Below are 26706 nucleotides of genomic sequence, written 5' to 3'. Positions count from 1 at the left end.
TGACCTACGCAAACCATGCGCGCAGCAGTAAGGGCAATATACAAGCAATCCCGAGGCGAGCGGAGCATTGCTGTAATCTACACAGCGCCATCAATAATTATCCCTACAGCTACGATGTGGAATATTGCAGTGGTATCTCGTGAGCTATCAATAATCACACATACAGCGACGCATAGGATTAGCATCTACTTTTTTGACATATTGCCACATATTGTCTTAACATACTGTCCTCCTAACTGTCGGCATCATTAATTTAAAATTTGCATAATAATTCTATAATTTATAACTTTGTTATATATTGTCAATATACTTGACATATAAATTCGTAATAAACCAACACATAAAAATTACTATTCTTATGAAAATCGGACATTTTTTGTTTATCATCGCGCTACTTTGCGGACTTTATTCATGTAAAGAGGATAAAAAAGATTATCCCGCCTATGGTGGCATTTCAGGTTACGTAACAAATTCAGTCAGCGGAGAACCTGTTGATGGATGCCTTGTAACTTTAGGTGATAACAAAACGGAAGTTACAGAATCTGATGGACAGTTCCGATTTATCAATATCGAACCGGGAGAAATGCTATTGAACTTTAACAAAGACGGCTATACAGATGCAACACAAACTATAAAGGTTATTGCAGGCGAAACAACAATAGTAAACATAAAAATGACTCCATCGTTGGCAAAAATGCCAAATAAAGCAGTATTTTTCGGTAATTCTCTTCTAACAGGATTTGGTTTTGGAATGGCGGCATCATCGCCTGGGAAAGATTACTATTCTATCGTTACGGATTTTATTAAAAGCAAAAATCCGGATTTCGAGTCTGAGAAGTATGCCGCACATACATTTGAAGGGGTATTAAATAAATTGGAAATTGACTCGGAAATACACAAAATTTTTCTTGATCGACTTACCGGACAAGAAGATTTGGTAGTGGTACAATTAGGCGACAATGTATATTCAGATGAGCGTCTCAGCATATTTTCAGAGTCGTGCTTTGCATTATGCAAATCGATAAAAGAGAAATGTCCCGACGCAACTGTAGCATGGGTTGGACTCTGGTATTACCGGACAAAACAGTTCAATGTTATTACGGAAGCATGTGAGGCAACAGGTTGCAAATTAATATCCATAAACCAGACTAATACAACAGAGAATCAGGCTAAAGTAGGACAGGTTGTGGATTTGGGCGTATCCGGTTCACGGAAATGTGAAAACATCGTGTCCGTAACTGAATCAGACGGGAATTTTCCTAAAGATATTACTGTGACTTTTTCCGTTGGGGAAACAGAATATCAATCCACACTGACAGTAAACTCTTACTCAATTGACAACAAGACATTAAACTATTCGAGCAATTTCATGATAATAGATTCTGCCGGAGTGGCAACACATCCTAATGACAAAGGATTCCGAGAAATTGCTGATATAATTATTTCAGAATTATTTGGTGGCAAATAACCACGACATTCTATACGCATTATACGCAACGAACTCATCAGTCCATTAGCTTTATTTCACTTTTCGTGGAAATAGCGCCATAACGGCGCAGCCATCAGCGCCTGGATGATGCCTCCGTCGCGCAAGAGATTGTAAACCTCATCGGGCGACATCAGCAGCACCTCGATATCTTCCGTGCGGTCAAGATGCTGCGAGGAACACTGCGTCACACCCTCGGCGATGAACGTGTGGCTATAGTTGGTCATATTGGCGGGATTGGGGGCTATCGTCATGAATTCGCGCCAATTACCTCCGGCATATCCTGTCTCTTCAAGTAATTCACGTCGGGCAGCATCAATGGGAGCCTCTCCGGGCTCGACCACACCGGCACATATCTCATAGTCGGTGCGCCGCAATCCGTGGCGATACTGACGCTCCATGACCATCATGCCGTCGGGCGTCAGTGCGATGACATTAATCCACTCCGGATATTCAAGCACATAATATTCGTCATGCTCCTCACCGGTCGGAAGCTTTACATGGTCGCGGCGCGCATGCAGCCAGGGGCGCTTCACGATATACTCGCTATGAAGCAGCTCCCACGTGCGGTCATCACTGTTTTGAGGTTTCATCGCGATGAAAAATGGGATTATTTATATATAAGTGCGGTGGCAGATGCGGCTATACCCTCCCCACGTCCGGTAAATCCAAGCTTTTCAGTGGTAGTAGCCTTGACCGACACGGCATCGGCAGGCAAATCGAGGTCGTCGGCAATGTGTCCTGCCATCTCCGTGATGTAGGGCAACAATTTAGGAGCCTGCGCCATGATTGTCACGTCGACATTGCTGATTTTGTAACCTTTGCCGGCAAGCAGTTCCTTGACCTTGCGCAGAAGCACCCTCGAATCGGCGCCCTTGTAGGCAGGGTCAGTGTCAGGAAAGTGATAGCCTATGTCACGCAGAGCGGCGGCGCCAAGAAGGGCGTCGCTCAGGGCGTGGAGCGCCACGTCGGCGTCGCTGTGTCCGAGAAGCCCGAGATGATAAGGCACCTTCACCCCGCAGAGCCAAAGCTCACGCCCCTCGACAAGACGATGCACGTCAAATCCGTTGCCTACACGTATTGAAGTCAGTTCCATTGAGTAATATTTTCTTTTATCGGCGGCCAAACATGTCTTTCAGCCCGTCCATGTCAAATGTCAGAGTAAACCTGAGAGTCTGGTCAAGCGGCGAAGTCTGCGCGGTGGCGAGCATATAGGAGGCATCAAGACGAAGCACATTGAGGGAGAATCCGGCTCCCATGCCGAAATACTTTCGTCCGCCCTTGAACTCATTCTCGTAATAATATCCGGCACGCAGGAAAAACTGCTGGTTATAGCTGTATTCGGCGCCGATTGACATCGTGATTTCGCGGAATTCCTCTTTAGCACCTCCGGGAGCGTCGGTAAACGACTTGAATATTCCGGTGATAGGCGACATGTTTTCCCATTCTTCCGTGGCGTCAAGAAATTGCTGCTGACCCTCGGGAGTATCGGGATAATCGTTTTTACGCGGTTTTGCCGGCACAAGAAGCTTGTTCAGGTCAAGCGACAGGGCAAGAGTGTGGTAGTCGGCGAGCGGAAACATGAAAGATGTTCCGAGGCGCAGATTGGTAGGCAGAAACGCGGGATTCTCGCCATTGTTGAAGCTCACCTTAGAGCCGACATTGGAGATGTCCCATCCCCACGACCACTGACACTCGTTGCGCCCGATTATGGGATAAGTGGTATAATATCCTGACACATCCACCGAAAACGCCGACGCTCCGGTCGACTGGTCTCCGGCATAGGAACTTGAAAAACCGAGGTCGGAATAGATATAGCGCATCACAACTCCCATGGAGAACTTCTCTGACAGCTTGCGCGAGTAGCCGATGTCAAACGACAGTTCGTAGGGGTTAAGCGACTGACCGCTGTAGCCTTCACCGGTGCCGGTATTGACCTCACCGAGGGAGAAGTAACGGAGCGACGCGCTTATAGCCTGGTTGTCATAGCCGCCGAGCTTCCAGTAGCCTGAAAGATTGGCGAGGAAGATGTCGTTGACAATCTTGCGCAACCAGGGGGTATAGCTGAGCGACACACCCGCCTGACTGTAGGCAAACGCATACTTGGAAGGATTCCAGAACTGAGAGTTGACATCAGGGTCGGTGGCGGCGCCGAGGTCGCCCATAGAGGCGCCACGCGCGTCGGGGGCGATAGAGAGTGACGTCACACCGGTCTCTATCGGGTTGAACTCGTCCTTATTTTGTGCCGAGGCGTAGGCCGGCAGCAGCATTACCGCAGCGATAAGTGATAATATGGGTTTAAAATAACGTGCTTTCATTTTTAAGCTGATATTACACTTTAATTAACTATGATTACACGTTTTTATTGTGTGGACCGGCATGAGTTTTATCGCTTCGGTCAAGGCGTCGCAGCTGATACCACACCATAAGGAGCGTCACAATCGTGGCGGCAAGGTCGGAGGTCGGGAACGATGCCCACACCCCGTCAAGCCCGAAAACACGCGGCAACAGCAGAAGCAGCGGTATCAGGAATATCACCTGGCGTATAAGACTGAGAAATATTGACTTGCCTGCCATGCCTATTGACTGGAAAAGCGCGGTCGACACAATCTGGAAGCCGACAAACCAGAATATCATTGTCGATATGTGCAAGCCGTTTGCGGTCGCGGCAATCAGCTCGGCGTCCACAGTAAACGCCTGTGCTATAAGTTCCGGGAAAAACACGGAAAGAAATGCACCGGCAGAGGTGAAGACAGTGCCGGCGACAGCGGCTGTCCAGAATGTCTTTTTCACCCTCGCGATGTTGCCCGCGCCGTAGTTGTAACCCAATATCGGCTGTATGCCCATGCTTATGCCCACCACAATCATGCAGAGCAGCGAGGTATAAGTATTGAAAATTCCCACAGCACCCACCGCGATGTCGCCGCCATACTGATACAGCGAGCGGTTTATTATGACATTGATTGCCGACGAGGTGAAGTTGACTATGCTCGGGGCGGCGCCTATGCTTACAATCGCCCATATTATGTGCCATTTAAGCCGATAGATTCCACGCGTGAAATGCACGGTGGATGTCTTGCGGCAGAAATGTGCGATGACAAATGCCGCGCCTATGGTCATCGATATATCGGTAGCGATAGCGGCGCCTTTTATGCCCATGTCAAGGACAAATATAAACACCGGGGCAAGCACGAGATTACATCCCGCGCCTATAAACATCGTCACCATAGCCTGGCGGGGATAGCCCGAGGCCCTCATGACATTATTGAGGCTATACATGATGTTCATCACAAACATGCCCGGGATAAGATAGGATATGAAATCGCGCGCATAGGGGATAGTCACCTCCGATGCCCCGAATGCCATCAGTATCTCATCGATGAATATGGAGAATATGGTAAGGTAGATAAACGCGTTAAGAATTATGAGCACCAGCGCATTGCCGAGCACCAGCTCAGCCCCGCGATGATTGCCCTGTCCGAGCATTATCGACACCCTCGCGGCTGCGCCGGCTCCTATTAGCACTCCTATCGCCGCACTGACATTCATGACCGGGAAGGTGACTGCAAGTCCGGCTATCGCATCGGCACCTACCCCACGCCCAATGAATATGCGGTCAATGACATTGTATAACGACATGACGACCATCCCGACGACAGCCGGAAGGCTATATTCCCAGAGCAGACGCCCTATCGGGCGCGTCGCAAGAGCCGACAAGTCACCGCCTACCTTCTCCATCGTCAGCGGCTGAAAATAGTGTACAGATTATCGCAACCGTCTTCAAGCAGGTCAAGCACAAGCTCGAAACCCTCGGCACCCTCATAGTAAGGGTCAGGCACATAGTCGTAGCGTGTGGCGCGGGTGACAAACCGCATCATCGGCACAATCTTGGCTTCAGCCTCGACAGTAGGGGCGAGATCGCGGAGATTACTCTCATTAGAGGCATCCATCGGGATAATAAGGTCAAATTCGTCAAAGTCCGACTCCCTGAACTTGCGCGAGCGGTGAACAAGATCATAGCCCCTACGCTGAGCATGTACCCTCATGCGCCTGTCAGGCAGGTCGCCGGCATGACCGCCGTAAGTGCCGGCAGAGTCAATCACCCACGACGCCTCATCGCCGTGGCTGCCGACGATGGCCCTCAGCACACCCTCAGCCGCCGGAGATCGGCAGATATTGCCGAGGCACACAAACAATACCTTCAACGGTTTCTTGCCTTTCAATGAGTTTATTACCTCTTCCGCCTTGCGGTTAACGCCATAGTCTGCCATAATACTTCTGTTTCCGATTGCCTCACAAAGTTACACAAAATTCACGACACTGCTGAATCTCAAATCATCAAGTTTAAAGTTGTCGTTTTCCTTTCTCATCCTATAACAATCAAACCAACTAAAACGGCAACTCGTTGATACCGTATTCCATAGGAGGCTCTTTTATTACCAATCTATCATCAATAAAGCTCAAGTCTTTGAGCTTTTTTATATAATTGCACCGGACTTCCTCATTATCAATTTCCATCCTTCTTCTTTTGCTTAATTCTACATATTCAATCTCCTTCTCAATTCCAAGGAACCGCCTGTTACAAAGATTAGCAGCTATACCTGTCGTAGAAGATCCGGCAAAAGGGTCGAGAATCCAGTCATTATGATTAGTACTAGCCAGAATTATACGGGATAATAATGCTAATGGCTTTTGAGTAGGATGTTTGCCACAAGACTTTTCCCAACGCAAAATTGCAGACAAGCGCCATACATCCGTCATCTGCTTACCATCATTAATGGCTTTCATCAGTTCGTAATTATACTTATGAGGTACTTTGGGAGACTTCCGTGCCCAAAGGATAAATTCCGTAGAGTAGGTGAAGAACCGGCATGAAATATTTGGCGGCGGATTGGTCTTTGCCCATGTGATAACATTAAGAATCTTGTACCCAAGTTCTGTCAATAGATTCGCTATGGAAAAAATATTATGATGAGTGCCGGAAATCCATATAGTTCCGTTATCTTTTAGTTTTTCACGACATAGAGTCAACCAATTACGGTTAAACTCCATGATAGATTCAGCTGTACCACCTTTATCCCAATCTCCTTTATCGACACACACTACTTTTCCCGCCTGATAACTAATCCCTCCATTGGAAAGAAAATAAGGCGGGTCTGCAAAGACCATATCAAACTTAAAATCAAACTGAGAAAGCACGTCAAAACAATCGCCATGGACAATGGTGAAGTCTCGATTATTTGATTTATAGAATGACTCTATCATTACTTGATCGCAGATAAATCCAGATTTGGAATTATTTGTGTATTTGTATAATTCTTTTTATAGTAGAAAGCCCTTCTGCGCACACGTGTTAATCCGCCCTTTCCATCAGGAGCATCCGTTTTATCCTGGTTGTTTGCACCTTTTGTCTTTGGTTCAAGGAAGACACCCATACTACATGAAAGATTGTCCGCATCACCGCGTTTGATATATGACTGAATCTCTTCCCAATCTTTTTTGAAAACTTCATTTTGTAAGTCGGACGGATGATCCAAAAAATAATCAACAATTACATAATCATCTTGCCGCTTAGGAGCGCCATTAACCTTTGCAAGATAAACCACCCAAAATGTTAAATTAATTTTACTTCTAATTTTGGCTGTTTCCCATGTCTCTTTGGCTACTTCACAATAATTAATCATTTGGATTGCTGTCGGTTCTTTCGCTTTAATAGAGCCATCCTTATTCTTTTGTAGCGGTAAGATCTTAATTTCACAGCCAATTTGGGGTAGGTCTGCTTCATCTCTATTATTGTTTTCTATGCCAAGTAAGTTTTCGATAATTAATCCGGATGCGCCCTTTTTCATTCTGCATTTATCACCAATAAATAGAGATTCTTTTATCTGTCCTATGGTTTTCCCTTTTGCGTTGGTGATGATATTAAAAAGAGGATTAAGAACCTCTATGACTTTACTACTAATCATATTTTACCCTGGATATAAATTCTTGAATGTTTGTGAGATTATACACACTGCTAATATGAGCAAAGGCTTCTTCAAGTTTATTGCGCGCAGACTCCCAACCGATGCCGTCTGTTATCCAGACAAATTCGAAGCCTGGAACTGCATTGATTTTTGGAGCCAGTTCAGAATACGAACGCGCAACCTCATTTAATTTTGAGCCTCCGCCAGTATAGAAATTTGCTTCGATAAGATATGTCTTAAATGGGGTTGAAATTACAAAATCAAATCTTTTATTATCGGCACCAAGAGCTTTGACTATATCAGGAAAACGACTACAATATACTTCCTTCTCAAATTTTACCCCATGTTTGGTAAGAATAGTAGCCACCAACCCTTCCATAATATGACCACCTCTGTTTTTACGGGCATTGGAATCAAGACCAACCTCAATTCCAAAAACATAGTCAACCAAATTCTTTATCTGTTTGGTCCTAAAGACTTCCGTCAATCCTGTCTGATTCAAAAATACTGTTACTGATTCAGGGGACGTAAAATAATCGCTGATTAACAACGTATTTCCATCGTCATCAATTGCTTTCTTCTTGTCTTTTGTCCGTACGGCTATAAGCACATCAAGAACAGAAAACACCTTTGGGTTCTCCTCCCACAGACGCTTTACCGCCATTGCCATATCTTCTTGTCCAATAAGATAATTAAGCTGATTGAGTTTAATAGCAATGGATTCTACATTAGCAGATACTTTTGGGAAATCCACATAATCACGCAAAGAGAAATGAGTCTCTTTCAACGGTGTCATAAAATCGTGAAAGCGCTTATGCATAATAGTTTTTTTATAACAAGGAGTCACATCCTCCCTGATAGTTCATATAGTTTCTAATAAGTAATTCTGTTAATACCCCTCGCTTTGAAGGATTAGCATTGATAAATCGGCGGGCATGAACTCGCTCAATAATATAATCCTTATAAAGTTCGTCAAAAAATACATTTTCTTCATTCCTGCCTCTTCCGTCAGAATTGCTTAATATCTCATGACACCCGTTTTTAGACAAGAGGGCATAAAAATCTTTAAGCCGTTTTTGTTCCCTATCGTCAAACGACTCTTTTACATAAGAATTAAAACTTGAAGTCGCATCCAATGGTCTATAGGGAGGATCGAAATAGAAAAATGTATATCCATTTACAAATGTAGCAGTTTCAGCAAAATCGCCATGCGTTATTTCAACCTTTTGAAGCAATTCGCTATCTGACATTATCAGTGCATCATCACATATTGTAGGATTGATATAACGTCCAAATGGCACATTAAATTCCCCTTTTGAATTCTCTCTATATAGTCCGTTGAAACACGTACGGTTAATAAAAATCATAAACGACGCCTCTTCCACGTCAGTCAATGTTTTTGAATTAAATCGTCGCCTAATATCAAGATAAAACTCCTTTTTTTTGTCGTCGCTCTCTAACGCTCTATAAGTTGACTGTATTTCTTGTAAAGATAAGATTAGGTCTTGGGGCTGATCCCTTATAACTGTATAAGTTTTTATCAAACGTGGATTAATGTCGTTTATAACAGCACGTCTAATATTCGGATACTTCTGCAACATAAAAAACAACATCGCACCACCACCTACAAATGGCTCTATGTAAGTAACATTCCTTTCCTTCCGAAAATTTTTCGGAAGAAAGGAATCTATTGTTGGTAAGAGCTGAGTTTTTCCTCCCGCCCATTTAATAAATGGTCTTGCTTTTATCATAATTATGATACATCTATCAGGATAAAAAGACAGAGCGTCAATCTACAAATACATTTCAGATGTCTTTCTGCAAATTTACCATTTTTTTTTAAGTTAACAAGATGCAATAAAGACTCTGGGCTCAATCCACTGCGCTACAGTGACATCAAAACCGACAGGTTCATGTGATTAGGGATGGAGGGCGGTGAAGATGGCGGCGGCGGTGGCGGTGGCGGCGCGTGATTCGCCGAGAATCTCGCGCATGAGCCTGTAGCCTTCGCGCTGATTGTCGTAGCCGGGGCGTCCGGGGAGTATGTTGGACAGCTCCCTGCCGACTAATGCCGGTGTACATTTATGGAGCAGCATCTCCGGCACGATGCGCCGGTTGGCAATAAGGTTGGGCAGCGACACGAAAGGCACCTTCAGTATTTTTTCCATAATCTGATAGGAAAGTTTCATGCCGTTGGACCGGTAACACACCACCTGCGGGGTGTTGAGCAGCGCACATTCAAGTGTCGCCGTGCCCGATGTCACCAGAGCCGCTTTAGCATGGTGCATCAGTTCAAATGTAGCCCCGGTGACGATAGGAGTGCCCGGTGTGATATAATAACCGTAATAACTGAGGTCTATGCCCGGAGCGCCGGCGATTACCGTCTGGTAGTCGGGATGAGCCGCGGCTGCCTGTTCCATAATCATGAGATTATTCTTGATCTCGCTTTTACGGCTTCCCGGCACAATCGCTATTATAGGCTTGTCGGGCAGGTTGTAACGTTGCAGAAACTCTTCGCGCGAGGAAATGTGGCGCAATTTTTCGTCCACTTCCTCAACCGAAGGATTTCCCACATATTCTACACGATAGTCATGACGCTTACGGTAGAAGTCAACCTCAAAGGGGAATATGCAGAACATCCCGTCGACAAATCGCTTTATCTGCCTTACACGATGTTCCTTCCACGCCCACACCTTAGGCGATATGTAATAGTAGACCTTTATTCCGAGGGCGCGTGCGTGGGCGGCAAGCTTCAGGTTGAAACTCGGATAGTCGACAAGAATCAGTGCGTCGGGGCGTTCAGCAGTAATCGCCTCCTTTGCCCTTTTCAGATTGGAAAGCACCTGCGGGAGATGGCGTATCACCTCGCTGAAGCCCATGAAAGCCATGTCGCGGTAATGAATCACTGGATTCACTCCCGCTTCCAGGGTCATCAGGTCGCCCCCGAGGAAAGCGAAACGGGCATCCTTGTCCACATCTTTCAGCGCCTTGATAAGTTGTGAGGCATGCAGGTCGCCCGACGGCTCCCCTGCCGATATAAAGTATTTCATCCTAAAGTCATTTGCCTGTGTTGCACGTCAATTAAATTCTGTCGGCCCGGTGAGTGTCACGGCTGCCTTTCAGCAGCCTGAGGGCGAGATAATATGTCAAACGTGTCGACATATATCTCCGTCACCGTACGCTTGATTGTATTCCTGTCCTCCCATGTGCGATAACGCAGACGTCCCTCAATATACAGCTTTGTCCCTTTACGTATATATTTCTCGGCGGTCTCCGCGGCACGGTCCCACATCACGATGCGGTGCCATTCCGTGCGGTCAGGCATCTGCACTCCCTCCGCGTTCACCCCGCCTCTCTCAGTGGTGGCAAGCGAAAACGACGCCACAGGTCTCTTGGACTCTATATACCGTATCTCGGGGTCTTGCCCTACATTGCCTATGAGGATTACTTTGTTGACTGACATGGTAATTAACAGTTAAGATTAATCTATACGTTTTATTTTGCCGAGGCTTTCAATCCCTCGATTACAGCTGTCGAAAATCCGTTTGCCTCCATAGTGTTGAGACCCTTGATTGTGATGCCGCCCGGAGTCGTCACCTTGTCAATCTCCACTTCCGGATTATTGCCTGTCGCCTCAAGAAGCGCGACAGCGCCCTTCAGGGTCGCGAGGATATAGTCACGCGACTTCGCCGGATAAAGCCCGAGCTCCACGGCTCCCTCCGTAGCCGCCCTTACATAGCGCATCGCATAGGCTATGCCACATGAACATAAAGCCGTAGCCGCCCCCATAAGACGCTCCTCTATCACAGCGGTCGAGCCGAGACGGTCAAATATCGCAGTCACCTCATCCACACTCTGCTCCGAGGCATTGTCATGGCAGATGAATGTCATGCTACACCCTACCGACATAGCCGTATTCGGCATCACGCGGAATAGAGTGCGGTCAGTCGAATACCGGTGCAGCATGCCGCCGATGTCGGCAAGCAACACCCCGGCGGCAAGCGACACTATCGCCTGCTCGCGGAAGGCTATGCGGGGCGCTATCTCATCGAGCACACCCGGAAGCACCCACGGCTTCACCGCAAGGATTATGATGTCGGCTCCTTTGATTGCCGCGCAATTGTCAGTCATGGTGACTATGCCGGGCGCATCAGCCGCCACTCTGTCAAGCACTTCCCGGTGAGGACCGGCAAGAGTTATCGCCGACGGGTCAAATGTCCCGCTCGCCACAAGTCCGCGGGCAATCGCACCGCCCATGTTGCCACCTCCGATAATCGCTATCTTCATTGTCGCTTGAGGGTATTATGCTTCAAGCTGGCGCTTGAAGCGGGTTAAAAATTCGTCGGCCTCCTCGCGGGTAAGACACAGCGGGGGAAGCAGGCGTATGATATTGGTTCCTGCCGCGCCGGTAAACACCTTTTCCTCGGTGATAAGACGAGAGCGCAGTTCCTTTGCAGGATATTCCATCTCTATGCCTATCATCAGGCCGCGTCCACGCACCTCCTTCACGCCCGGCAGTCCCTGCAGGCTATCGATGAGATACTGTCCGACCGCGGCGGCGTTGTCGACCAGATTTTCGTTTTCAAACACGTCAAGCACGGCGATAGCCGTGGCACAGGCAAGATGATTGCCACCGAATGTCGTGCCGAGCTGACCGTAGACAGGCACAAACTCAGGACTGATCAGCACTCCACCCATAGGGAATCCGTTGGCGATGCCCTTGGCGACAGTAATCATGTCGGGGCGGATTCCTGAATACTGATGGGCGAAGAAACGTCCGGAGCGTCCGTAACCCGACTGGATTTCGTCGAGTATGAGGACGACGCCGAAGCGGTCACACTCCTCACGGGCTACACGCAGGAAATCGTCGGACGGGAGGCGTATTCCGCCTACACCCTGTATACCCTCGATGATGACAGCGCTCACATCGCCCTTTTCAAGCTCCTTGACAAGCGCGTCAATATCGTTGAGCGGCAGGAAAGTCACGTGACCGTTGTCATTGAAAGGCGAAACAATCTTAGGATTGTCAGTCACCTCCACCGCGCCTGAAGTCCTTCCGTGGAAAGCCTTGCCAAACGCGATGACACGCGACTTGCCGGTGTGAAACGACGCAAGCTTCAGCGCATTCTCGTTAGCCTCCGCACCCGAATTGACGAGAAACAGCTGATAGTCGTCATATCCCGAAATCTTGCCGAGCCTGTCGGCAAAACGCTGCTGCAGCGGATTGATTACGGAATTGGAGTAAAACATAAGCTTTGACGCCTGCTCTTCAATAGCCTTTACCACAACAGGATGGCAATGGCCTACCGATATTACGGCGTGTCCTCCGTAGAGGTCGAGATATTCCTCCCCGTCATTGTCATAGACGCGGCATCCTTTGCCCCTGGTTATCTCAATATCGAAAAGCGGATATACATCATATAGTTTCATAGCTGATATTTTTATGGTTAAAATGCCGACGGCTTGAGCTGCAGCCCTACACGTTCATGAAGCCCGAAAAGCAGGTTCATATTGTGGACAGCCTGTCCGGAGGCTCCCTTTACAAGGTTGTCGATCACCGAGGTTATAAGAAGCTTTCCTTCCACCTTGTCAAGATGTATTATACACTTGTTGGTGTTGACGACATCTTTCAGGTCGGGAGCCTTGTCGGTGACAAAGGTGAAATTATGGTCGGAATAATACTCCTCATACAGCTTGCGTATCTCCTCAAGGCTCACAGGGCAGTCAAGATAGACAATCGCCATGATTCCCCTTGCAAAACACCCTCTGACAGGGATAAAATTGATGTCGGCCTTGAAACTCGACTGCAGCGACTGCAGCGACTGGCGTATCTCGGCAAGATGCTGATGGGTGAACGGCTTGTAGATTGACACATTGTTGTTGCGCCAGGAGAAGTGTCCGGTAGCCGAAGGCTTCACCCCCGCACCGGTCGAACCGGTGATCGCAGTGACATGAATGTCGCTGTTGAGCAGAAGATTCTTGGCAAGCGGCAGAAGCGCGAGCTGTATAGCCGTGGCAAAGCATCCGGGATTTGCCACTCGCGTCGCACCGCGCACGATGCGCTTCCGGTTAAGCTCGGGAAGTCCGTAGACAAAGTCATGGGAACCGTCCTCGATACGGTAGTCAGTGGATAGGTCGATTATGCGCAATCCCTCGGGCATCTCGTGGCTATCCATGAACTTGCGCGTGTCGCCGTGGGGTGTACAGCAAAACAGCACGTCAATCTCGTCAAGCGGAGTCTTGTCGGTAAATCTCAGGTCGGTCTCCCCGATAAGTCCCTGATGGACGTCGGTCACGGCATTGCCGGCATTGCTCGACGAGTTTACCCATTTTATCTCCACGTCGGGGTGATTGATAAGCAGGCGAAGAAGCTCACCCGCAGTGTATCCGGCACCACCTATAATTCCTGTCTTGATCATGCCTCGGGAGATTTGCCGTTACGCTCCTGCACGGAGTAATATATCTTCATCTGATTGCCGAGAATCCTGGTGAATCCTTTCACGTCGTCGGCACTCCAGCCCTTGCTTACCTCGCCATATTCGCCGAACGCGCTCTTCATGAGGTCGAAGTCGCTCTCCACGCCTACAGTGATGAAGCGGTAAGGCTTCAGGTCGATGAGCACGCGTCCGGAGACATTGCGTTGTGACGACTCAAGGAAGCTCTCGATGTCGCGCATCACCGGCTCAAGATACTGCGCCTCGTGGAGGAACATTCCATACCATGTGCCGAGCTGATCCTTCCAATACTGCTGCCACTTGGTGAGGGTGTGCTTCTCAAGCATCTTGTGAGCTGCGAGAATCACCATCGGCGCACCCGCCTCAAAGCCGACACGGCCCTTGATGCCTATGATGGTGTCGCCGACATGCATGTCACGACCTACGGCATAAGGTGCGACAATCTCCTCTATCTTTTGTATCGCCTTCACCTTGTCGCTGAACGGCTCGCCATTGACGGCGGCAATCTCACCCTCCTTGAAGTCGATGGTAAGACGGCTGTCGGCGGTGGCGGTCATCTGAGTGGGATAAGCCTCCTCCGGAAGTGTCTGGTTGCTGTGCAGCGTCTCCTTACCACCCACGGAGGTTCCCCAAAGACCCTTGTTGATAGAGTATTCGAGCTTTTTGAAGTCGGCAACGTAGCCGTGCTTCTTGAGATACTCGATTTCATACTCGCGGGTGAGGTTCATGTCACGCGTCGGCGTGATGATTTCAATCTCCGGGGCAAGAATCTGGAATGTCAGGTCGAAGCGCACCTGGTCATTTCCGGCGCTTGTACTGCCGTGGGCGACATAACGGGCACCGACCGACTTGGCATACTGGATGATGGCGATAGCCTGGAATATACGCTCGGAGCTTACGGAAATAGGATATGTGCCGTTGCGAAGCACATTGCCATATATCATGTAGCGGATGCTCTTTTCATAATACTCCTGAGTGATGTCAAGAGTGGCGTGAGCCTTTGCGCCGAGGTCAAGGGCGCGTTTCTCGATAGCCTTCAGCTCTTCGGGCGAAAATCCGCCCGTATTGGCGATTGCAGTGTAAACTTCGTAGCCGCAATCCTCGCTGAGATATTTAACGGCAAAAGATGTGTCAAGTCCGCCGCTGAACGCGAGCACTACTTTTTTCTTGTCTTCCTTCATAATAGATGGTTTAATGAGGTGAGTTATTTTTCGTTTATATGAAATTTGATTTCCGCCGGGTCATAAAGTAATCCGGTACACAGGCATTTATGACCGCCGTTGCGCTGCAGGATGTCAAAATTGACGCAGCTCTCACATCCTCGCCAGAAAGCGGCGTCGGTAGTAAGCTCGTCAAAAGTCACCGGACGGTAGCCCAGCTCGTAGTTCATCTTCATGACAGCAGCGCCGGTAGTGAGGGAAAATATCTTTGCTTCGGGAAACATCTCTCGCGACAGCCGGAATATGCGCTCCTTGATGCGCTTTGCGAGCCCGATGCCGCGATACCTGTCAGCGACAATAAGACCGGAATTTGCCACAAACTGCTTGTTGCTCCAGCACTCTATGTAGCTGAATCCTGCAAACTCCCCTTCATAGAGAGCTACAACCGCCTTGTGTTCAAGCATCTTCTGCTTTACATAGTCGGGAGAACGCTTGGCAATACCTGTGCCGCGAACCTTCGCCGCACGGTTTATCGTGTCGAGAATCTCATCGACATAGCCTACATGCTCTTCCGAGGCAACAACCACTTCAATTTTTGACGGATCAATCATTTCTGTTTCTTAGTAATATAATATATTGTTTACGATTCCGGGCAGTAAGCCGCGAGCGCCGCGGCGATTACTTTCTGCGGGAAAAAGTTTTGGAAATAAGCAAGAATCTCCCCGTGTGACACATTTTCGGCAAGCACCACGATCACCGTGTCGGCGCCGGCGATTGTGCCGAGTATATATGGGGTGTCGAGACGGTCAAGGTCGTAAGCGAGTCCGCTTGCATATCCCTCAAGCGTGCGGATCACAAGCATTGTTCCGGAGAAGTCGAGCGACTGCACGGCGGGATGGGTGTCGGACTGGGCGGTTGACGGAATAGACTCGTATATCTCGTCTTCAGGGACATCCCCCGGACGTGTGACGATATAGCGGTAGCCACCCCAGTCGGCAGCGACCTTCGTTGTTTTCAACGCTTTAAGGTCGCGTGACAGAGTGGCTTGTGTCACTTTGAAACCGCGTGCGGCAAGGAGTCGCGACAGCTCGTCCTGACTACCTATGCGGTTGTTTGAGAGTATTTCAACAATCGCCAATAAGCGCGTTTGCCTTCTGCTCATAACTTTTTCTTTTGGAAAATTTTATTTGAGATGGCAAATTTACTAACAAAATATCATATTCGCGCAATAATTATGAATTTTTATACAATATTTTTGCAAAACAACTTACGACAGAGGCAGAGCAACGGTTAATTCACCGTGCATCTGCCTCATCAGAAGTACATTCTTAAAATGCTGTCTACAAGCCGAAAGAGATAGTGGTGAAGTAACGCAGCGCGCCACCGATTGAATATTGCGGGGCATACTGGAGTGTCACATATCCCCGGTTTGGGGCAAACCATGTCGCGGTAACCGACGCTCCGCTTGTCACATAGTCGACAGGAGGTCCGTAGGTGCCTGTCAGCGAATTATAGAGCGAGTTATAGCGCATCATGTCGGGATAAGATGTCGAGTACAGAAACTCCGAGCGCGTAAGTCCGCTGTTGCCGTAGTATAATGTGGCGTCAGGCCAATAGTAGTTGAACTGATTGACATCACGCAGATATACGCGGTTGTCGCCATATCCGTCAACTATATATCCCTTGCCGAAAAGATAATCGAGCGAGATATTGAACGCTGTGCCGAAAGTGATACCGAGTATCGCCGAGATGGAGGGAGCATGAGGACGCGGACGCCATGCAGGAGGAGGCACAGGACGTGACCAACGGTGAGCCACCGGGCGATGAGGGCGCATGGGAGGCGCAATCATTGGCGGACGGTTATGTCCGGGACGCGGAGGAGTCACGTGTCCGTGATTGCCGCCATTCGGACGTCCGAAATGCCATTCGTTACCCGGGCGGTGGTTGTTGTTGCCGCTGTTACCGGGACGGTGATTGTTGTTGCCGCTGTTGCCGGGGCGGTGATTGTTGTTGCCACTGTTGCCGGGGCGGTGATTGTCGTTGCCGCTGTTGCCGGGACGGTGATTGTTGTTGCCGCTGTTACCCGGGCGGTGATTGTCGTTGCCACTGTTGCCGGGGCGGTGGCTGTCGTTGCCGCTGTTGCCGGGACGGTGGTTGTTGTTACCGCTGTTATTATTGTTGCCGCCCGGACGGTAATTGCCATGACTGCCTGAATTATTGTGACTGCTCGAATTACCGGTCGCAGGGCGTGATGACGGACGCGATGAAGCCGGACGATTGCCGGAGTTGTTGCCCGGACGCTGCGAAGAAGATGTGGCGTGATTGCCGCCACGGTTTCCCGATGTACGGTGGTTTTGTGCATCCACCATAGGAGTCATCAGGGCGAGGCTCATCAGAGCCACCGCTATTTTTTTAATAAATCCATTCATATTCCGTCATTATTTAGTTTATGAATAAGTGTATCTATATAATAAGATGCAAAAATACGAAAAAGTTTAATTTTCGTAACAGGCAAATGACCTATAGTAATCATTACGGCTACCGACATGCCGGGTAGCCGCGAGGTCGACTGCGGGACCTGAATCGATAAAAAGAGGTGGTGACCGCCATAGCCATTGGCGCCACCACCTCAAATATTGTTGTCATCTCGGAGAGGTGATTGCGGCGATTTCATCCGCAGTGGAGTGGAATTAAGATTCCTGTCACCTGTCTCCTGTCTTTGCCAATAAAACGAAATGACAGCCATTATTGTTTATCAATCAATAGTTAAATCATCTTATGCAATCGAGAAGCCACAAAATCCACCTGTATCTTTCCATCCCGTTTGGGGTGCTGGTCACGATAATCTGCGCGACAGGAGCGATGCTTGCGCTCCAAGACGACATCATCGAGTTTCTTAACCTCGATTACTACTATGTGGAAAAGCGTGGCGACAAGCCTTGCAGCATCGACTCGATTGTAGGGAAGGTGATGATGTCGCTGCCCGACGAGGTAAAGGTGACCGGCGTGGAGATAAGCGCCGACCCCGACAGGAGCTACGGGGTGAAGACCTCCGATGACAGCCACTCGACAGTATTTGTCAATCAATACACAGGTGAAATACTCGGCACAAAGGGCGAGACAAAATTTTTTGCTACGGTGAAACGCCTTCACCGCACCCTGCTCGACTCGCGCCCTGCAGAGGGGATATGGATTCACGGGAAATATATCACCGGACTGACGGCGGCGGCTTTGGCGATAATCGTGGCAAGCGGACTCGTCATCAGCATCAGACACCGTCACCGGCTGTCGCTGCGCGGATGGCGCAGGCAGAGTATCGCGCAATTGAACATGTCACTCCACGGAGTTGCAGGAACCGGGGCAAGCCTCTTTCTGCTGGTCATGTCGCTCACAGGTCTCACATGGTCATTTGAGTGGTACAGGATAGCGTTTTACAATCTGTTTGGCGCAGAAGCTCCGGTTCAGAAAAGCCCTACGCGCCTTGACATAGACCCCGGCAACCCACGCCTTGACGAAGAGCTGCTAAAAGGCTGGGATAACGCATTTCACCATCTCGAAGCCGCCCAAAACGGCTATGACCTTGTGGCGATAGCTCCCAACAAGGCTTACGGCTATTACAAGTCAAAGGGCAACACAAGAGCCTATGACTTCTACACATTTGAAAACAACGGGGAAATAAAGACTGCACAATATTACCGCGACGCGGCAAAAGACACTAAACTGCGCGGATGGATAAGGTCGATACACACCGGCTCGTTTGGTGGAATAACAACCAGGATAATCTGGGCGCTTGCCGCACTTACCGGTGCACTGCTTCCCGCAGGGGGCTACATAATGTGGTGGAGGCGCATCAGTCGGCGACACGACGCGCACCGACGTAACGACGGCTGTAGTAAGGCTCGGAAGAGTGACTCTCGGTAATGCCGGAGCTGCACGCGGAGTGAATGAAATGAAACGATTTCCCGTCGTCGCCCACGCGTGTCACGATGCCTACATGACCGACACTTTTTGTGCCGCCGCGGCGTCCGCTGAAAAAGACAAGGTCACCGGGCTGAAGAGATTCGCGCTCTATCGACTCGCCTTGACGGTACTGGTCGCGTGAAGAGGCGCCGAGCGACAGTCCGAACTGACGGAACACATAGCCCGTAAAACCTGAACAGTCAAATCCCTTGGGAGTCTTTCCACCCCTGCGATAGCGCAGCCCCTTGAAGCTGCGGGCATAATCAAGAAGATCCTCGACAAATGCAGGCGAGGCATCTTCCTCCACTGTCTTCAGACGAAATTCAGCAGGAAGCTCGGGAGTCCATCGATTGACTGAGGTCACGTCGACAGAAGCTATATGTTGTGTTGACTCAAGCGGTGAAACAGCATTAAGAGGCATAGCAAAGGCACTCAGCATAATCACCCCCGTCAACAGGCGGGTAATCAGATGTTTCATTAATAAATGATGTGTCTTGTGGTTAAGGTTATGTAATCTACCTTCACAAAGATACCAAATTATGAAGTCAATTCATAATGGCACACACGTCATTTCAATAAATTTCACATTTATTTCGATGTTTTTCGTTTCTTCAGCTCTTCGGTCGACTCCCAGCGGTACAATTTGTCGCTCGGGCGTATCTTGGCAGGAACTTTTATTGAAAAACGCTCGCCTTTGACAGTGCGCTCCACCGGCTTGAGGTCGACGCGAATCTCGTCGAGCGTCATTATTATCGCTCCGGTAGTAGGCCCGGTAATCACAATCTCGTCGCCCACATTCAGCTCACCGCTCTCCATAAGGAACTCGGCGACACCTATATTGCTGAAATATCTGACACCCTTTGCCGCATAGACCTTTGTGCGTGTCGCGGAAGAGCCATATTTTGAAGTCCACTCGCCGAGCCGCTGACCGAGATAATATCCGTTCCAGAATCCACGGTTGAATATTCGGTCAAGGCGCTCGTCCCAGGCGGCAATCTTCTCTTCCGAGTAAGTGCCGTCGATCACCGAGTTGATAGCCTCGTTGTAACATTCCACGGCAATCTTGACATACTCTGGACCGCGAGCCCTGCCTTCAATCTTGAACACCCTCACTCCGGCATCAATCATCTTGTTTAGGAAATGAATGGTCTTCAGGTCCTTGGGCGACATTATATATTGATTTTCCACATCAAGCTCCTCTCCCGTCTCGCGGTCACGCACAGTGTATCCGCGGCGGCATATCTGTGTGCAGGCACCACGGTTGGCGCTTGAGTTAAGCTCATGCAGACTGAGATAGCACTTTCCCGACACCGCCATGCAGAGCGCCCCGTGGCAGAACATCTCGATGCGCACAAGCTCACCGTGAGGCCCGCGTATCTGCTGCTCCTCAATCTGACGGTGGATAAGAGCGACGCGCTCCAGGTCGACCTCGCGGGCAAGCACCACGACATCGGCATACTGTGCATAAAACCTTACTGCCTCTATGTTGGTGACGTTGACCTGGGTGGATATGTGGACCTCCACGCCCACTTGACGGGCATACATTATCGCAGCTACATCGCTCGCTATAATAGCGGTAATCGACGCCTCGCGTGCTGCGTCGATTATCGCATGACACTTCTCTATGTCGTCATCGTAGATCACCGTGTTTACGGTAAGATAGGTCTTCACGCCGCGTTCACGGCATGTAGCCGCTATCGAGTGGAGGTCGTCGAGGGTGAAATTATTGGATGAGCGTGACCTCATGTTAAGCCCCTCGATGCCGAAATAGACGGCATCGGCACCCGCCTCAATCGCCGCGTGAAGCGACTCGTAGCTCCCGACGGGAGCCATTATCTCAAACTCTGATCTTTTCATGGCGGCAAAGTTACAAAATAATCCCGACGCGCGGAATCAAGGGATTCAGAATATCAGCTTTTCAAGCAGGTAGACACCTACACCGGCTATGTAGCCGATAAAAGCGAGCCAGGTGAAGTTTTTCAGATACCATCCGAAGCTGATTTTCTCGATGCCCATGGCAATGACACCGGCAGCCGAACCGATAATAAGCATGCTGCCGCCCACTCCGGCACAGTAAGAGAGAAGCTCCCAGAAAGTGCCGTCGATGACAAAATTGGCGGCATAGCCCACTGACGACGGGTCGGCGACAGGATACATGCCCATCACACCGGCTACAAGCGGCACATTGTCGACAATAGATGACAGAATGCCAAGCAGCACGTCTATGATGTAGATGTTGTGAATCTTTTCGTCAAGCACAACGGCAATCCATGACAGGATGCCGGTCGACTGCAACACGGCGACAGCCATGAGAATGCCGAGGAAGAAGAGGATAGAAGGCATGTCGACACGCGCTATAACCTTGGGGATACGGTGTTCCTCAGCCTTTTCAAGCATCTTGGCGTTGTAGAATATCTCGGTAAACACCCAGAGGAATCCAAGCACGAAGAGGATTCCGATAAACGGGGGCAGATGGGTTATCGACTTGAACACAGGGACAAATATAAGACCGCCTACACCAAGACAGAATATGGTGAGCTGCTCGCGGGGAGTGATATTGGTGTTTACCGTAGCGGAGGCTGTCACAGGCTTAAGCTCGCCTTTCAGTCGCGACGCCACAATGGCAAGCGGCAATATCATGGACACGAGGCTCGGCAGGAGTATATACTTGATAAGTGCCGCGGAGGTGACATTGCCCTTGACCCAGAGCATGATGGTGGTCACATCGCCGATAGGCGACCATGCGCCACCGCTGTTGGCGGCAATCACGATGGAGGCGGCGAAGAGCCAGCGCTCCTTGGGGTCGCTGACAAGCTTGCGGAGAAGCATCAGCATGACAATGGAGGTAGTGAGATTGTCAAGGATTGCCGACATGAAGAATGTGCAGAAACCGATAATCCAGAGCAGCCGACGCTTGTCGCGGGTGGTGATGCGGTCGGTGATGACGCGGAATCCTCCGTGAACGTCGATAAGTTCGACGATAGTCATGGCACCGATAAGGAAGAGCAGTGTCTGGCAGATGTCGCCGAGATGCTCGATAATATTGACGTTGAGCACATACTGGAGTGCCTGATGGGCTGTAGATTCACCGGCAAGCGCGGGATGGTCCTCTACAAAACGACGGAAATGCTCTCCCGCCACCTCGGGGACAATCGATTCGGCACCGATAGCATAAATAATCCATAGAATCATGCCCAGCAGAAGCGCAGAGGCGGTCTTGTCAATCTTCAGCGGATGCTCGAGAGCGATAGCTATATATCCGACCACGAAGATGATTAGCAAAGTTGTAATCATTGCAGCTTAGTGATTTTTAATGGTAAGTAAAAAATAAGGTATAGTTTTTGCGCTGCAAAGTTAAGCAGAATTCCGCTAAGTGAGATTAATTAACCAAAAAAATCAGCACGACTTCATTAAATATATCCGAATATATCCGACACAGCTACTGAAGCGATTGATTTGGCAAACTACAGGAAAAGTGTTAAATTTGGAGGAGTAATCAATCTAATGTTTGCAATGAGGTTTTATTTTTTATCAATCATTATTGCCATCTGCTCGCTTGTGGCGGTAGGGGCGGAACAATTTATCACATTTCTTCCCGGTGACTCCGGAGAGGCGTTTTCAATCGTGTCGGGCGGCAAGCCTGTACCCTTGTATGTCGACCGCGGCGCCGATGAAGCCGTGGCAATAGCGGCAAAATCGCTTGCGTCAGATTTCGGCAGGGTTACCGGCACCGATGCCGAGATTGCCGCCACTCCCCAGAAAGAGTGTATAATCGTGGGGACCATCGGCACTCCTGTCATTGACCGTCTTATCAAAGAGAAGGTGATTGACGGCAAAGAGCTTAAAGGAAAGCGCGAGAAATATCTCCTACGGGTGGTCGACAATCCCGCCGAGGGAGTGGACCGCGCAGTAGTGATTGCGGGCAGTGACCGCCGAGGCGCCGTCTACGGCATTTACGAGCTGTCGCGCCAGATGGGCGTATCGCCCTGGTATTGGTGGGCCGATGTGGCTGTCACTCCACGCGACAATGTATATGTCATGCCCGGAGTGTACAGCGACGGGGAGCCGGCTGTAAGATACCGCGGAATATTCCTCAACGACGAGGCGCCGTGTCTGACAAGCTGGGTGAAGAACCATTACGGGACCTCTTACGGCGACCATCGCTTCTATGCCGACGTGTTTGAGCTGCTGCTCCGACTGAAAGCAAATTTCATGTGGCCTGCCATGTGGTCATGGGCATTCTATGCCGACGACCCGGAAAATTCGGCGACCGCCGACCGCATGGGCATAATCATGGGCACGTCACATCATGAACCTATGGGCAGAAACCACCAGGAGTATGCCCGCAACCGTGGGAAATATGGCGCATGGAACTATAACACCAACAGCGACAACCTTGACAGCTTCTTTGCCGAGGGCGTGAAACGTCTGAAAGACACCGAGGATATAGTGACCATAGGCATGCGTGGCGACGGCGACGAAGCGATGGGAGATGCCACCGACATCCAGCTGATGGAGCGTATCGTTGCCAACCAGCGTAAAATCATAGCCCGCGAGACCGGCAAAAAGGCGAATGAACGCCCGCAGGTGTGGGCGCTGTACAAAGAGGTGCTTGACTATTACGACAAGGGCATGAGGGTGCCCGACGACGTGACGATGCTTCTCTGTGACGACAACTGGGGCAATGTGCGCCGTCTGCCCGACGAGAAGGAGAGAAAACACCCCGGCGGCTGGGGAATGTATTACCACGTAGACTATGTGGGAGCGCCCCGCAACACAAAATGGATCAACGTAACGCCGGTACAGAACATGTGGGAACAGCTCAGGCTCACCTACGACTATGGCGTAGACCGCCTGTGGATACTCAATGTCGGCGACCTCAAGCCGATGGAATATCCGATTACACTGTTTCTTGACATGGCGTGGAACCCGGAGGCATTTACCGTCGACAATATAAAGGAGCACACGCGCGATTTCTGCCGCAGCATATTCGGCGAACGTCACGCCGATGAAGCGGCACGCATCATCAATCTTTACAGCAAGTATAACGGCAGGGTGACTCCGGAGATGCTCGACGCCTCCACCTACAATCTCGCCACGGGCGAATGGAAGCAGGTTGCCGACGACTACGCGCGACTCGAGGCTGAGGCGCTGCGCCTGTATATCGAAATGGAGCTGGAACACCGTGACGCTTACCGCGAGCTGGTGCTGTTTCCCGTTCAGGCTATGTCCAATCTCTACGAGATGTATTACTCACAGGCGATGAACCACTATCTCTACGCGCAGGACGATCCGGAAGCCGACCGCTATGCCGACAATGTGGAGCGCTGCTTTGCTCGCGACGCCGAACTATGCCGTCAGTATAACGAAGATATAGCCGGAGGAAAATGGCGTGGCATGATGACCCAGAAACATATCGGATACACATCATGGAACGATAATTTCCCCGCCGACATGCTCCCTGAGGTAAAACGCATCGCCGACAGCGACAAGACGGGAGGATACACCTTTACCGACGACGGCAAGGGATATGTGGCAATCGAGGCGGAACATTTCAACCGCTCGACCGATGCCGCCGGAACGCGATGGACCGTGATACCCGACCTCGGCAGAACATTGAGCGGAATAGCGGCAATGCCTTATACAGCCGACCCGGCAGGGGCATCGCTCTCTTACAGGATGGCACTCCCCGACTCGGTGAAGAAAGCCGAGGTGACGGTAGTGGTAAAGTCGACACTCGCGTTCAAGAACCGCGACGGACACCGCTACACTGCCGGATTTGAAGGTGCGGCAGCGGAGACCGTCAATTTCAACCATAACCTCAACGAAGACCCGGAAAATGTCTACACGGTATTTTACCCGACCGTGGCACGCCGTGTCGTGGAAAGCACGATAAGCCTTGACGTGACCCGCGACAGCGACGGAATGTCGACCCTCACCCTGTCGCCGCTTGACCCGGGTGTGGTGTTTGAGAAAATCGTTGTAGACTTCGGAGGCTACAGCCCTGCCTACCTGCACGGTGTCGAATCGCCAAAGTCGCGATAACCGCCGGCATCAGGCAATTAAGCGACAACAGCACCAGATACAGGCAATTTATCGGGCGAGTGTGGATTTTGGTGGTAACATCCTGCAAGCCATCGCCTAGCTGATATTGCGGATATGGGGCGCGGTTTAAACGTGAAGTTTTGCCGCGCCCTCACATTTTTTGCGTAAATTTGCAGCGAAATGTTGTTGACAAAGCCTGACAGAAGTACACGCCGCATAGTGTCGGTGGGAATGTTTGACGGTGTTCATGAAGGACACCGTGCCTTGCTGCGCAATCTCTGTGACCATGCCGCCGCCCTCCGGCTCACCCCCGCGGCAGTGACTTTCCGAAGTCATCCGCGCCACATCGTGAAGCCGTGCAGCCGCGTTGCCATGCTCATGTCGGTAGCCGACCGCGTCGAGAAACTTTCGGAATATGGAGTCAAGGATATAATCCTGCTTGACTTTGACGAGCACACACGCATGATGTCGGCCCGCGACTTCATGAAAATGCTCCATGACGACTATAATGTCGACGCCATAGTAATGGGATTTAACAACCGCTTCGGACATGACCGTCCGGAAGGCGCCGACGCCTACCGGGACATAGCCGGCAGCCTCGGCATAAAGCTGTACACAGCCGATGAATATCACAGCGAGGCGGCTCCGGCAGTAAGCTCATCTACGGTGAGGCAACTGCTTGCCGACTGTGACGTAAAGAAAGCGGCGGCACTGCTTGGACATCCCTACCGTCTTTCAGGCACTGTAGCCCACGGGAAGGAACTCGGGCGCACGATAGGTTTCCCGACGGCAAATATCGAGCCCTGCGACAATGACAGCGTGATACCCGGCAACGGTGTCTATGCCGTCATCGTGCATCTTCCCGACGGCTCGACCCGACCGGGGATGCTCAACATAGGACACCGCCCTACGGTCGACAGCCCCTATGCCCCGCCCTCGATAGAAGTCAATATCTTTGACTACGACGCTGATTTATACAACAAGCCCGTGGCGGTAGACTTTATAGCCTTCATGCGCCACGAGCAAGCTTTTCAGTCGCTCGAAGAGCTGAAACGTCAGCTTTCCGATGACCGTGATGAAGCACGTCGCCTGATTAACGGATAAGTGCGCGACCGCCCCATACGAGCAGTACTCCAAGCACCACGCTCAATACAAGATATGCAGCAAATGTAGCCCAGTCACCTTTAGAACCGAGCACCCACATATCGTCGGCAAATGATGAGAATGTCGTGAAACCACCGCAGAAACCGGTTATAAGAAGCACATTTTCACCGGGTGTCATCACATGGGCTTTCTCAAGGAGTCCGAAAAACAGACCGATGATAAAACATCCGATAATGTTTACAAGGAATGTGCCCATTGGAAACGAACCGTGCCACATTCCGGAACACCATTTACCGACAAGGTATCGGCCGCAGGTACCGACAAATCCGCCGCAACCTGCCAACAACATCGCTTTAATCACAACAATAAAATTTTGGTTAAAAATAAATTCTTATTATTAACCTAACGTGAGTTCGATATAATAATTCTGCTGTCCAACAATAAAACAATCAGCCATTTAGTATAAAACTAAGTGGCTGATTTTCTTGGTATTATCGCGAAAAATTCGTAAATTTATAGTGTCCAATTAT

The 26706-nt window shown here is 50.0% G+C and carries 26 protein-coding genes; 4 read left to right on the top strand and 22 right to left on the bottom strand.

The window, feature by feature from the left end:
• Nucleotides 1-358 precede the first annotated feature (358 nt).
• Entirely contained in the window at nt 359-1468 is a 1110-nt protein-coding gene (locus E4T81_RS08675) for a carboxypeptidase regulatory-like domain-containing protein (RefSeq protein ID WP_135043551.1), read from the top strand.
• Nucleotides 1469-1524: 56 nt separating this feature from the next.
• Here the strand turns inward: E4T81_RS08675 and E4T81_RS08670 are convergent, their stop codons facing one another.
• The 18 genes from E4T81_RS08670 to E4T81_RS08585 all read right to left on the bottom strand — a co-directional run bounded on the left by E4T81_RS08670 (nt 1525) and on the right by E4T81_RS08585 (nt 17496).
• Nucleotides 1525-2079, bottom strand: a complete 555-nt coding sequence (locus tag E4T81_RS08670) for an NUDIX hydrolase (protein ID WP_135043548.1) — start codon at nt 2077-2079, stop codon at nt 1525-1527.
• A 17-nt stretch (nt 2080-2096) separates the two neighbouring features.
• On the bottom strand, nt 2097-2582 hold the full coding sequence (ispF, locus tag E4T81_RS08665) for a 2-C-methyl-D-erythritol 2,4-cyclodiphosphate synthase (protein WP_209308170.1): 486 nt from the start codon (nt 2580-2582) through the stop codon (nt 2097-2099).
• A 16-nt stretch (nt 2583-2598) separates the two neighbouring features.
• On the bottom strand, nt 2599-3804 hold the full coding sequence (gene porV / locus E4T81_RS08660; RefSeq protein ID WP_135043545.1) for a type IX secretion system outer membrane channel protein PorV: 1206 nt from the start codon (nt 3802-3804) through the stop codon (nt 2599-2601).
• Nucleotides 3805-3838: 34 nt separating this feature from the next.
• Nucleotides 3839-5224, bottom strand: coding sequence for an MATE family efflux transporter (locus E4T81_RS08655; protein ID WP_135043542.1), 1386 nt, complete (start codon nt 5222-5224; stop codon nt 3839-3841).
• Between the two features lie 2 nt (nt 5225-5226).
• Entirely contained in the window at nt 5227-5757 is a 531-nt protein-coding gene (locus E4T81_RS08650; RefSeq protein WP_135043539.1) for a low molecular weight protein-tyrosine-phosphatase, read from the bottom strand.
• Between the two features lie 118 nt (nt 5758-5875).
• A complete protein-coding gene (locus E4T81_RS08645) occupies nt 5876-6751 on the bottom strand; it encodes a site-specific DNA-methyltransferase (protein WP_209308169.1) in 876 nt (291 codons plus the stop codon).
• The gene (locus E4T81_RS08640; RefSeq protein WP_135043536.1) at nt 6751-7452 is read right to left on the bottom strand and encodes a MutH/Sau3AI family endonuclease; all 702 of its coding nucleotides are present in this window, start codon (nt 7450-7452) and stop codon (nt 6751-6753) included. The genes E4T81_RS08645 and E4T81_RS08640 overlap by 1 nt, the downstream gene beginning before the upstream one ends.
• Nucleotides 7445-8272: a type II restriction endonuclease gene (locus tag E4T81_RS08635; RefSeq protein ID WP_135043533.1), complete on the bottom strand. Its 828-nt coding sequence runs from the start codon at nt 8270-8272 to the stop codon at nt 7445-7447. The genes E4T81_RS08640 and E4T81_RS08635 overlap by 8 nt, the downstream gene beginning before the upstream one ends.
• Nucleotides 8273-8282: 10 nt before the next feature.
• Nucleotides 8283-9203, bottom strand: coding sequence for a DNA adenine methylase (locus E4T81_RS08630; protein ID WP_135043530.1), 921 nt, complete (start codon nt 9201-9203; stop codon nt 8283-8285).
• Between the two features lie 168 nt (nt 9204-9371).
• Nucleotides 9372-10502, bottom strand: coding sequence for a lipid-A-disaccharide synthase (gene lpxB / locus E4T81_RS08625; RefSeq protein ID WP_135043527.1), 1131 nt, complete (start codon nt 10500-10502; stop codon nt 9372-9374).
• 56 nt (nt 10503-10558) lie between these two features.
• Nucleotides 10559-10915, bottom strand: coding sequence for a single-stranded DNA-binding protein (gene ssb, locus E4T81_RS08620; protein ID WP_135043524.1), 357 nt, complete (start codon nt 10913-10915; stop codon nt 10559-10561).
• Nucleotides 10916-10947: 32 nt separating this feature from the next.
• Nucleotides 10948-11739: a pyrroline-5-carboxylate reductase gene (gene proC, locus E4T81_RS08615; protein WP_135043521.1), complete on the bottom strand. Its 792-nt coding sequence runs from the start codon at nt 11737-11739 to the stop codon at nt 10948-10950.
• Between the two features lie 15 nt (nt 11740-11754).
• The gene (locus E4T81_RS08610) at nt 11755-12882 is read right to left on the bottom strand and encodes an aspartate aminotransferase family protein (RefSeq protein WP_135043518.1); all 1128 of its coding nucleotides are present in this window, start codon (nt 12880-12882) and stop codon (nt 11755-11757) included.
• Between the two features lie 17 nt (nt 12883-12899).
• Nucleotides 12900-13871, bottom strand: coding sequence for an N-acetyl-gamma-glutamyl-phosphate reductase (gene argC, locus E4T81_RS08605; RefSeq protein ID WP_135043515.1), 972 nt, complete (start codon nt 13869-13871; stop codon nt 12900-12902).
• On the bottom strand, nt 13868-15088 hold the full coding sequence (locus E4T81_RS08600) for an argininosuccinate synthase (RefSeq protein WP_135043512.1): 1221 nt from the start codon (nt 15086-15088) through the stop codon (nt 13868-13870). Before E4T81_RS08600 ends, argC begins: the two co-directional genes overlap by 4 nt.
• A gap of 23 nt (nt 15089-15111) precedes the next feature.
• Nucleotides 15112-15678, bottom strand: coding sequence for a GNAT family N-acetyltransferase (locus E4T81_RS08595; RefSeq protein WP_135043510.1), 567 nt, complete (start codon nt 15676-15678; stop codon nt 15112-15114).
• A 29-nt stretch (nt 15679-15707) separates the two neighbouring features.
• Complete coding sequence (locus E4T81_RS08590; protein WP_135043507.1) at nt 15708-16229, bottom strand: arginine repressor; 522 nt, start codon at nt 16227-16229, stop codon at nt 15708-15710.
• A 178-nt stretch (nt 16230-16407) separates the two neighbouring features.
• Nucleotides 16408-17496, bottom strand: coding sequence for a hypothetical protein (locus E4T81_RS08585; RefSeq protein WP_135043504.1), 1089 nt, complete (start codon nt 17494-17496; stop codon nt 16408-16410).
• 349 nt (nt 17497-17845) lie between these two features.
• Between E4T81_RS08585 and E4T81_RS08580 the strand changes: the two genes are divergently transcribed.
• A complete protein-coding gene (locus E4T81_RS08580) occupies nt 17846-18988 on the top strand; it encodes a PepSY domain-containing protein (protein WP_135043501.1) in 1143 nt (380 codons plus the stop codon).
• Here E4T81_RS08580 and E4T81_RS08575 read toward each other — a convergent pair.
• From E4T81_RS08575 to nhaD, 3 genes are all read right to left on the bottom strand, one after another.
• On the bottom strand, nt 18918-19505 hold the full coding sequence (locus E4T81_RS08575) for a C40 family peptidase (RefSeq protein ID WP_135043499.1): 588 nt from the start codon (nt 19503-19505) through the stop codon (nt 18918-18920). The genes E4T81_RS08580 and E4T81_RS08575 overlap by 71 nt on opposite strands.
• Nucleotides 19506-19615: 110 nt before the next feature.
• Nucleotides 19616-20884, bottom strand: coding sequence for a peptidase U32 family protein (locus tag E4T81_RS08570; protein ID WP_135043496.1), 1269 nt, complete (start codon nt 20882-20884; stop codon nt 19616-19618).
• A 45-nt stretch (nt 20885-20929) separates the two neighbouring features.
• Nucleotides 20930-22321 carry a sodium:proton antiporter NhaD gene (gene nhaD / locus E4T81_RS08565; RefSeq protein ID WP_135043493.1) on the bottom strand — a complete coding sequence of 464 codons (1392 nt, stop codon included), beginning with the start codon at nt 22319-22321 and terminating at the stop codon, nt 20930-20932.
• A gap of 219 nt (nt 22322-22540) precedes the next feature.
• On the opposite strand from nhaD, the gene E4T81_RS08560 reads away from it, so the two are divergent.
• Nucleotides 22541-25072: a glycosyl hydrolase 115 family protein gene (locus E4T81_RS08560; protein WP_135043490.1), complete on the top strand. Its 2532-nt coding sequence runs from the start codon at nt 22541-22543 to the stop codon at nt 25070-25072.
• A gap of 180 nt (nt 25073-25252) precedes the next feature.
• The gene (gene ribF, locus E4T81_RS08555; protein WP_135043487.1) at nt 25253-26176 is read left to right on the top strand and encodes a riboflavin biosynthesis protein RibF; all 924 of its coding nucleotides are present in this window, start codon (nt 25253-25255) and stop codon (nt 26174-26176) included.
• Here the strand turns inward: ribF and crcB are convergent.
• The gene (gene crcB / locus E4T81_RS08550; protein WP_135043484.1) at nt 26166-26537 is read right to left on the bottom strand and encodes a fluoride efflux transporter CrcB; all 372 of its coding nucleotides are present in this window, start codon (nt 26535-26537) and stop codon (nt 26166-26168) included. The genes ribF and crcB overlap by 11 nt on opposite strands.
• Nucleotides 26538-26706 lie beyond the last annotated feature (169 nt).

It is taken from the genome of Barnesiella sp. WM24 (assembly GCF_004570975.1).
Taxonomy (GTDB): Bacteria; Bacteroidota; Bacteroidia; order Bacteroidales; family Muribaculaceae; genus Muribaculum.
Note: the sequence above shows the minus strand (reverse complement) of the source record. Positions and strands in the feature narration are given on the sequence as shown.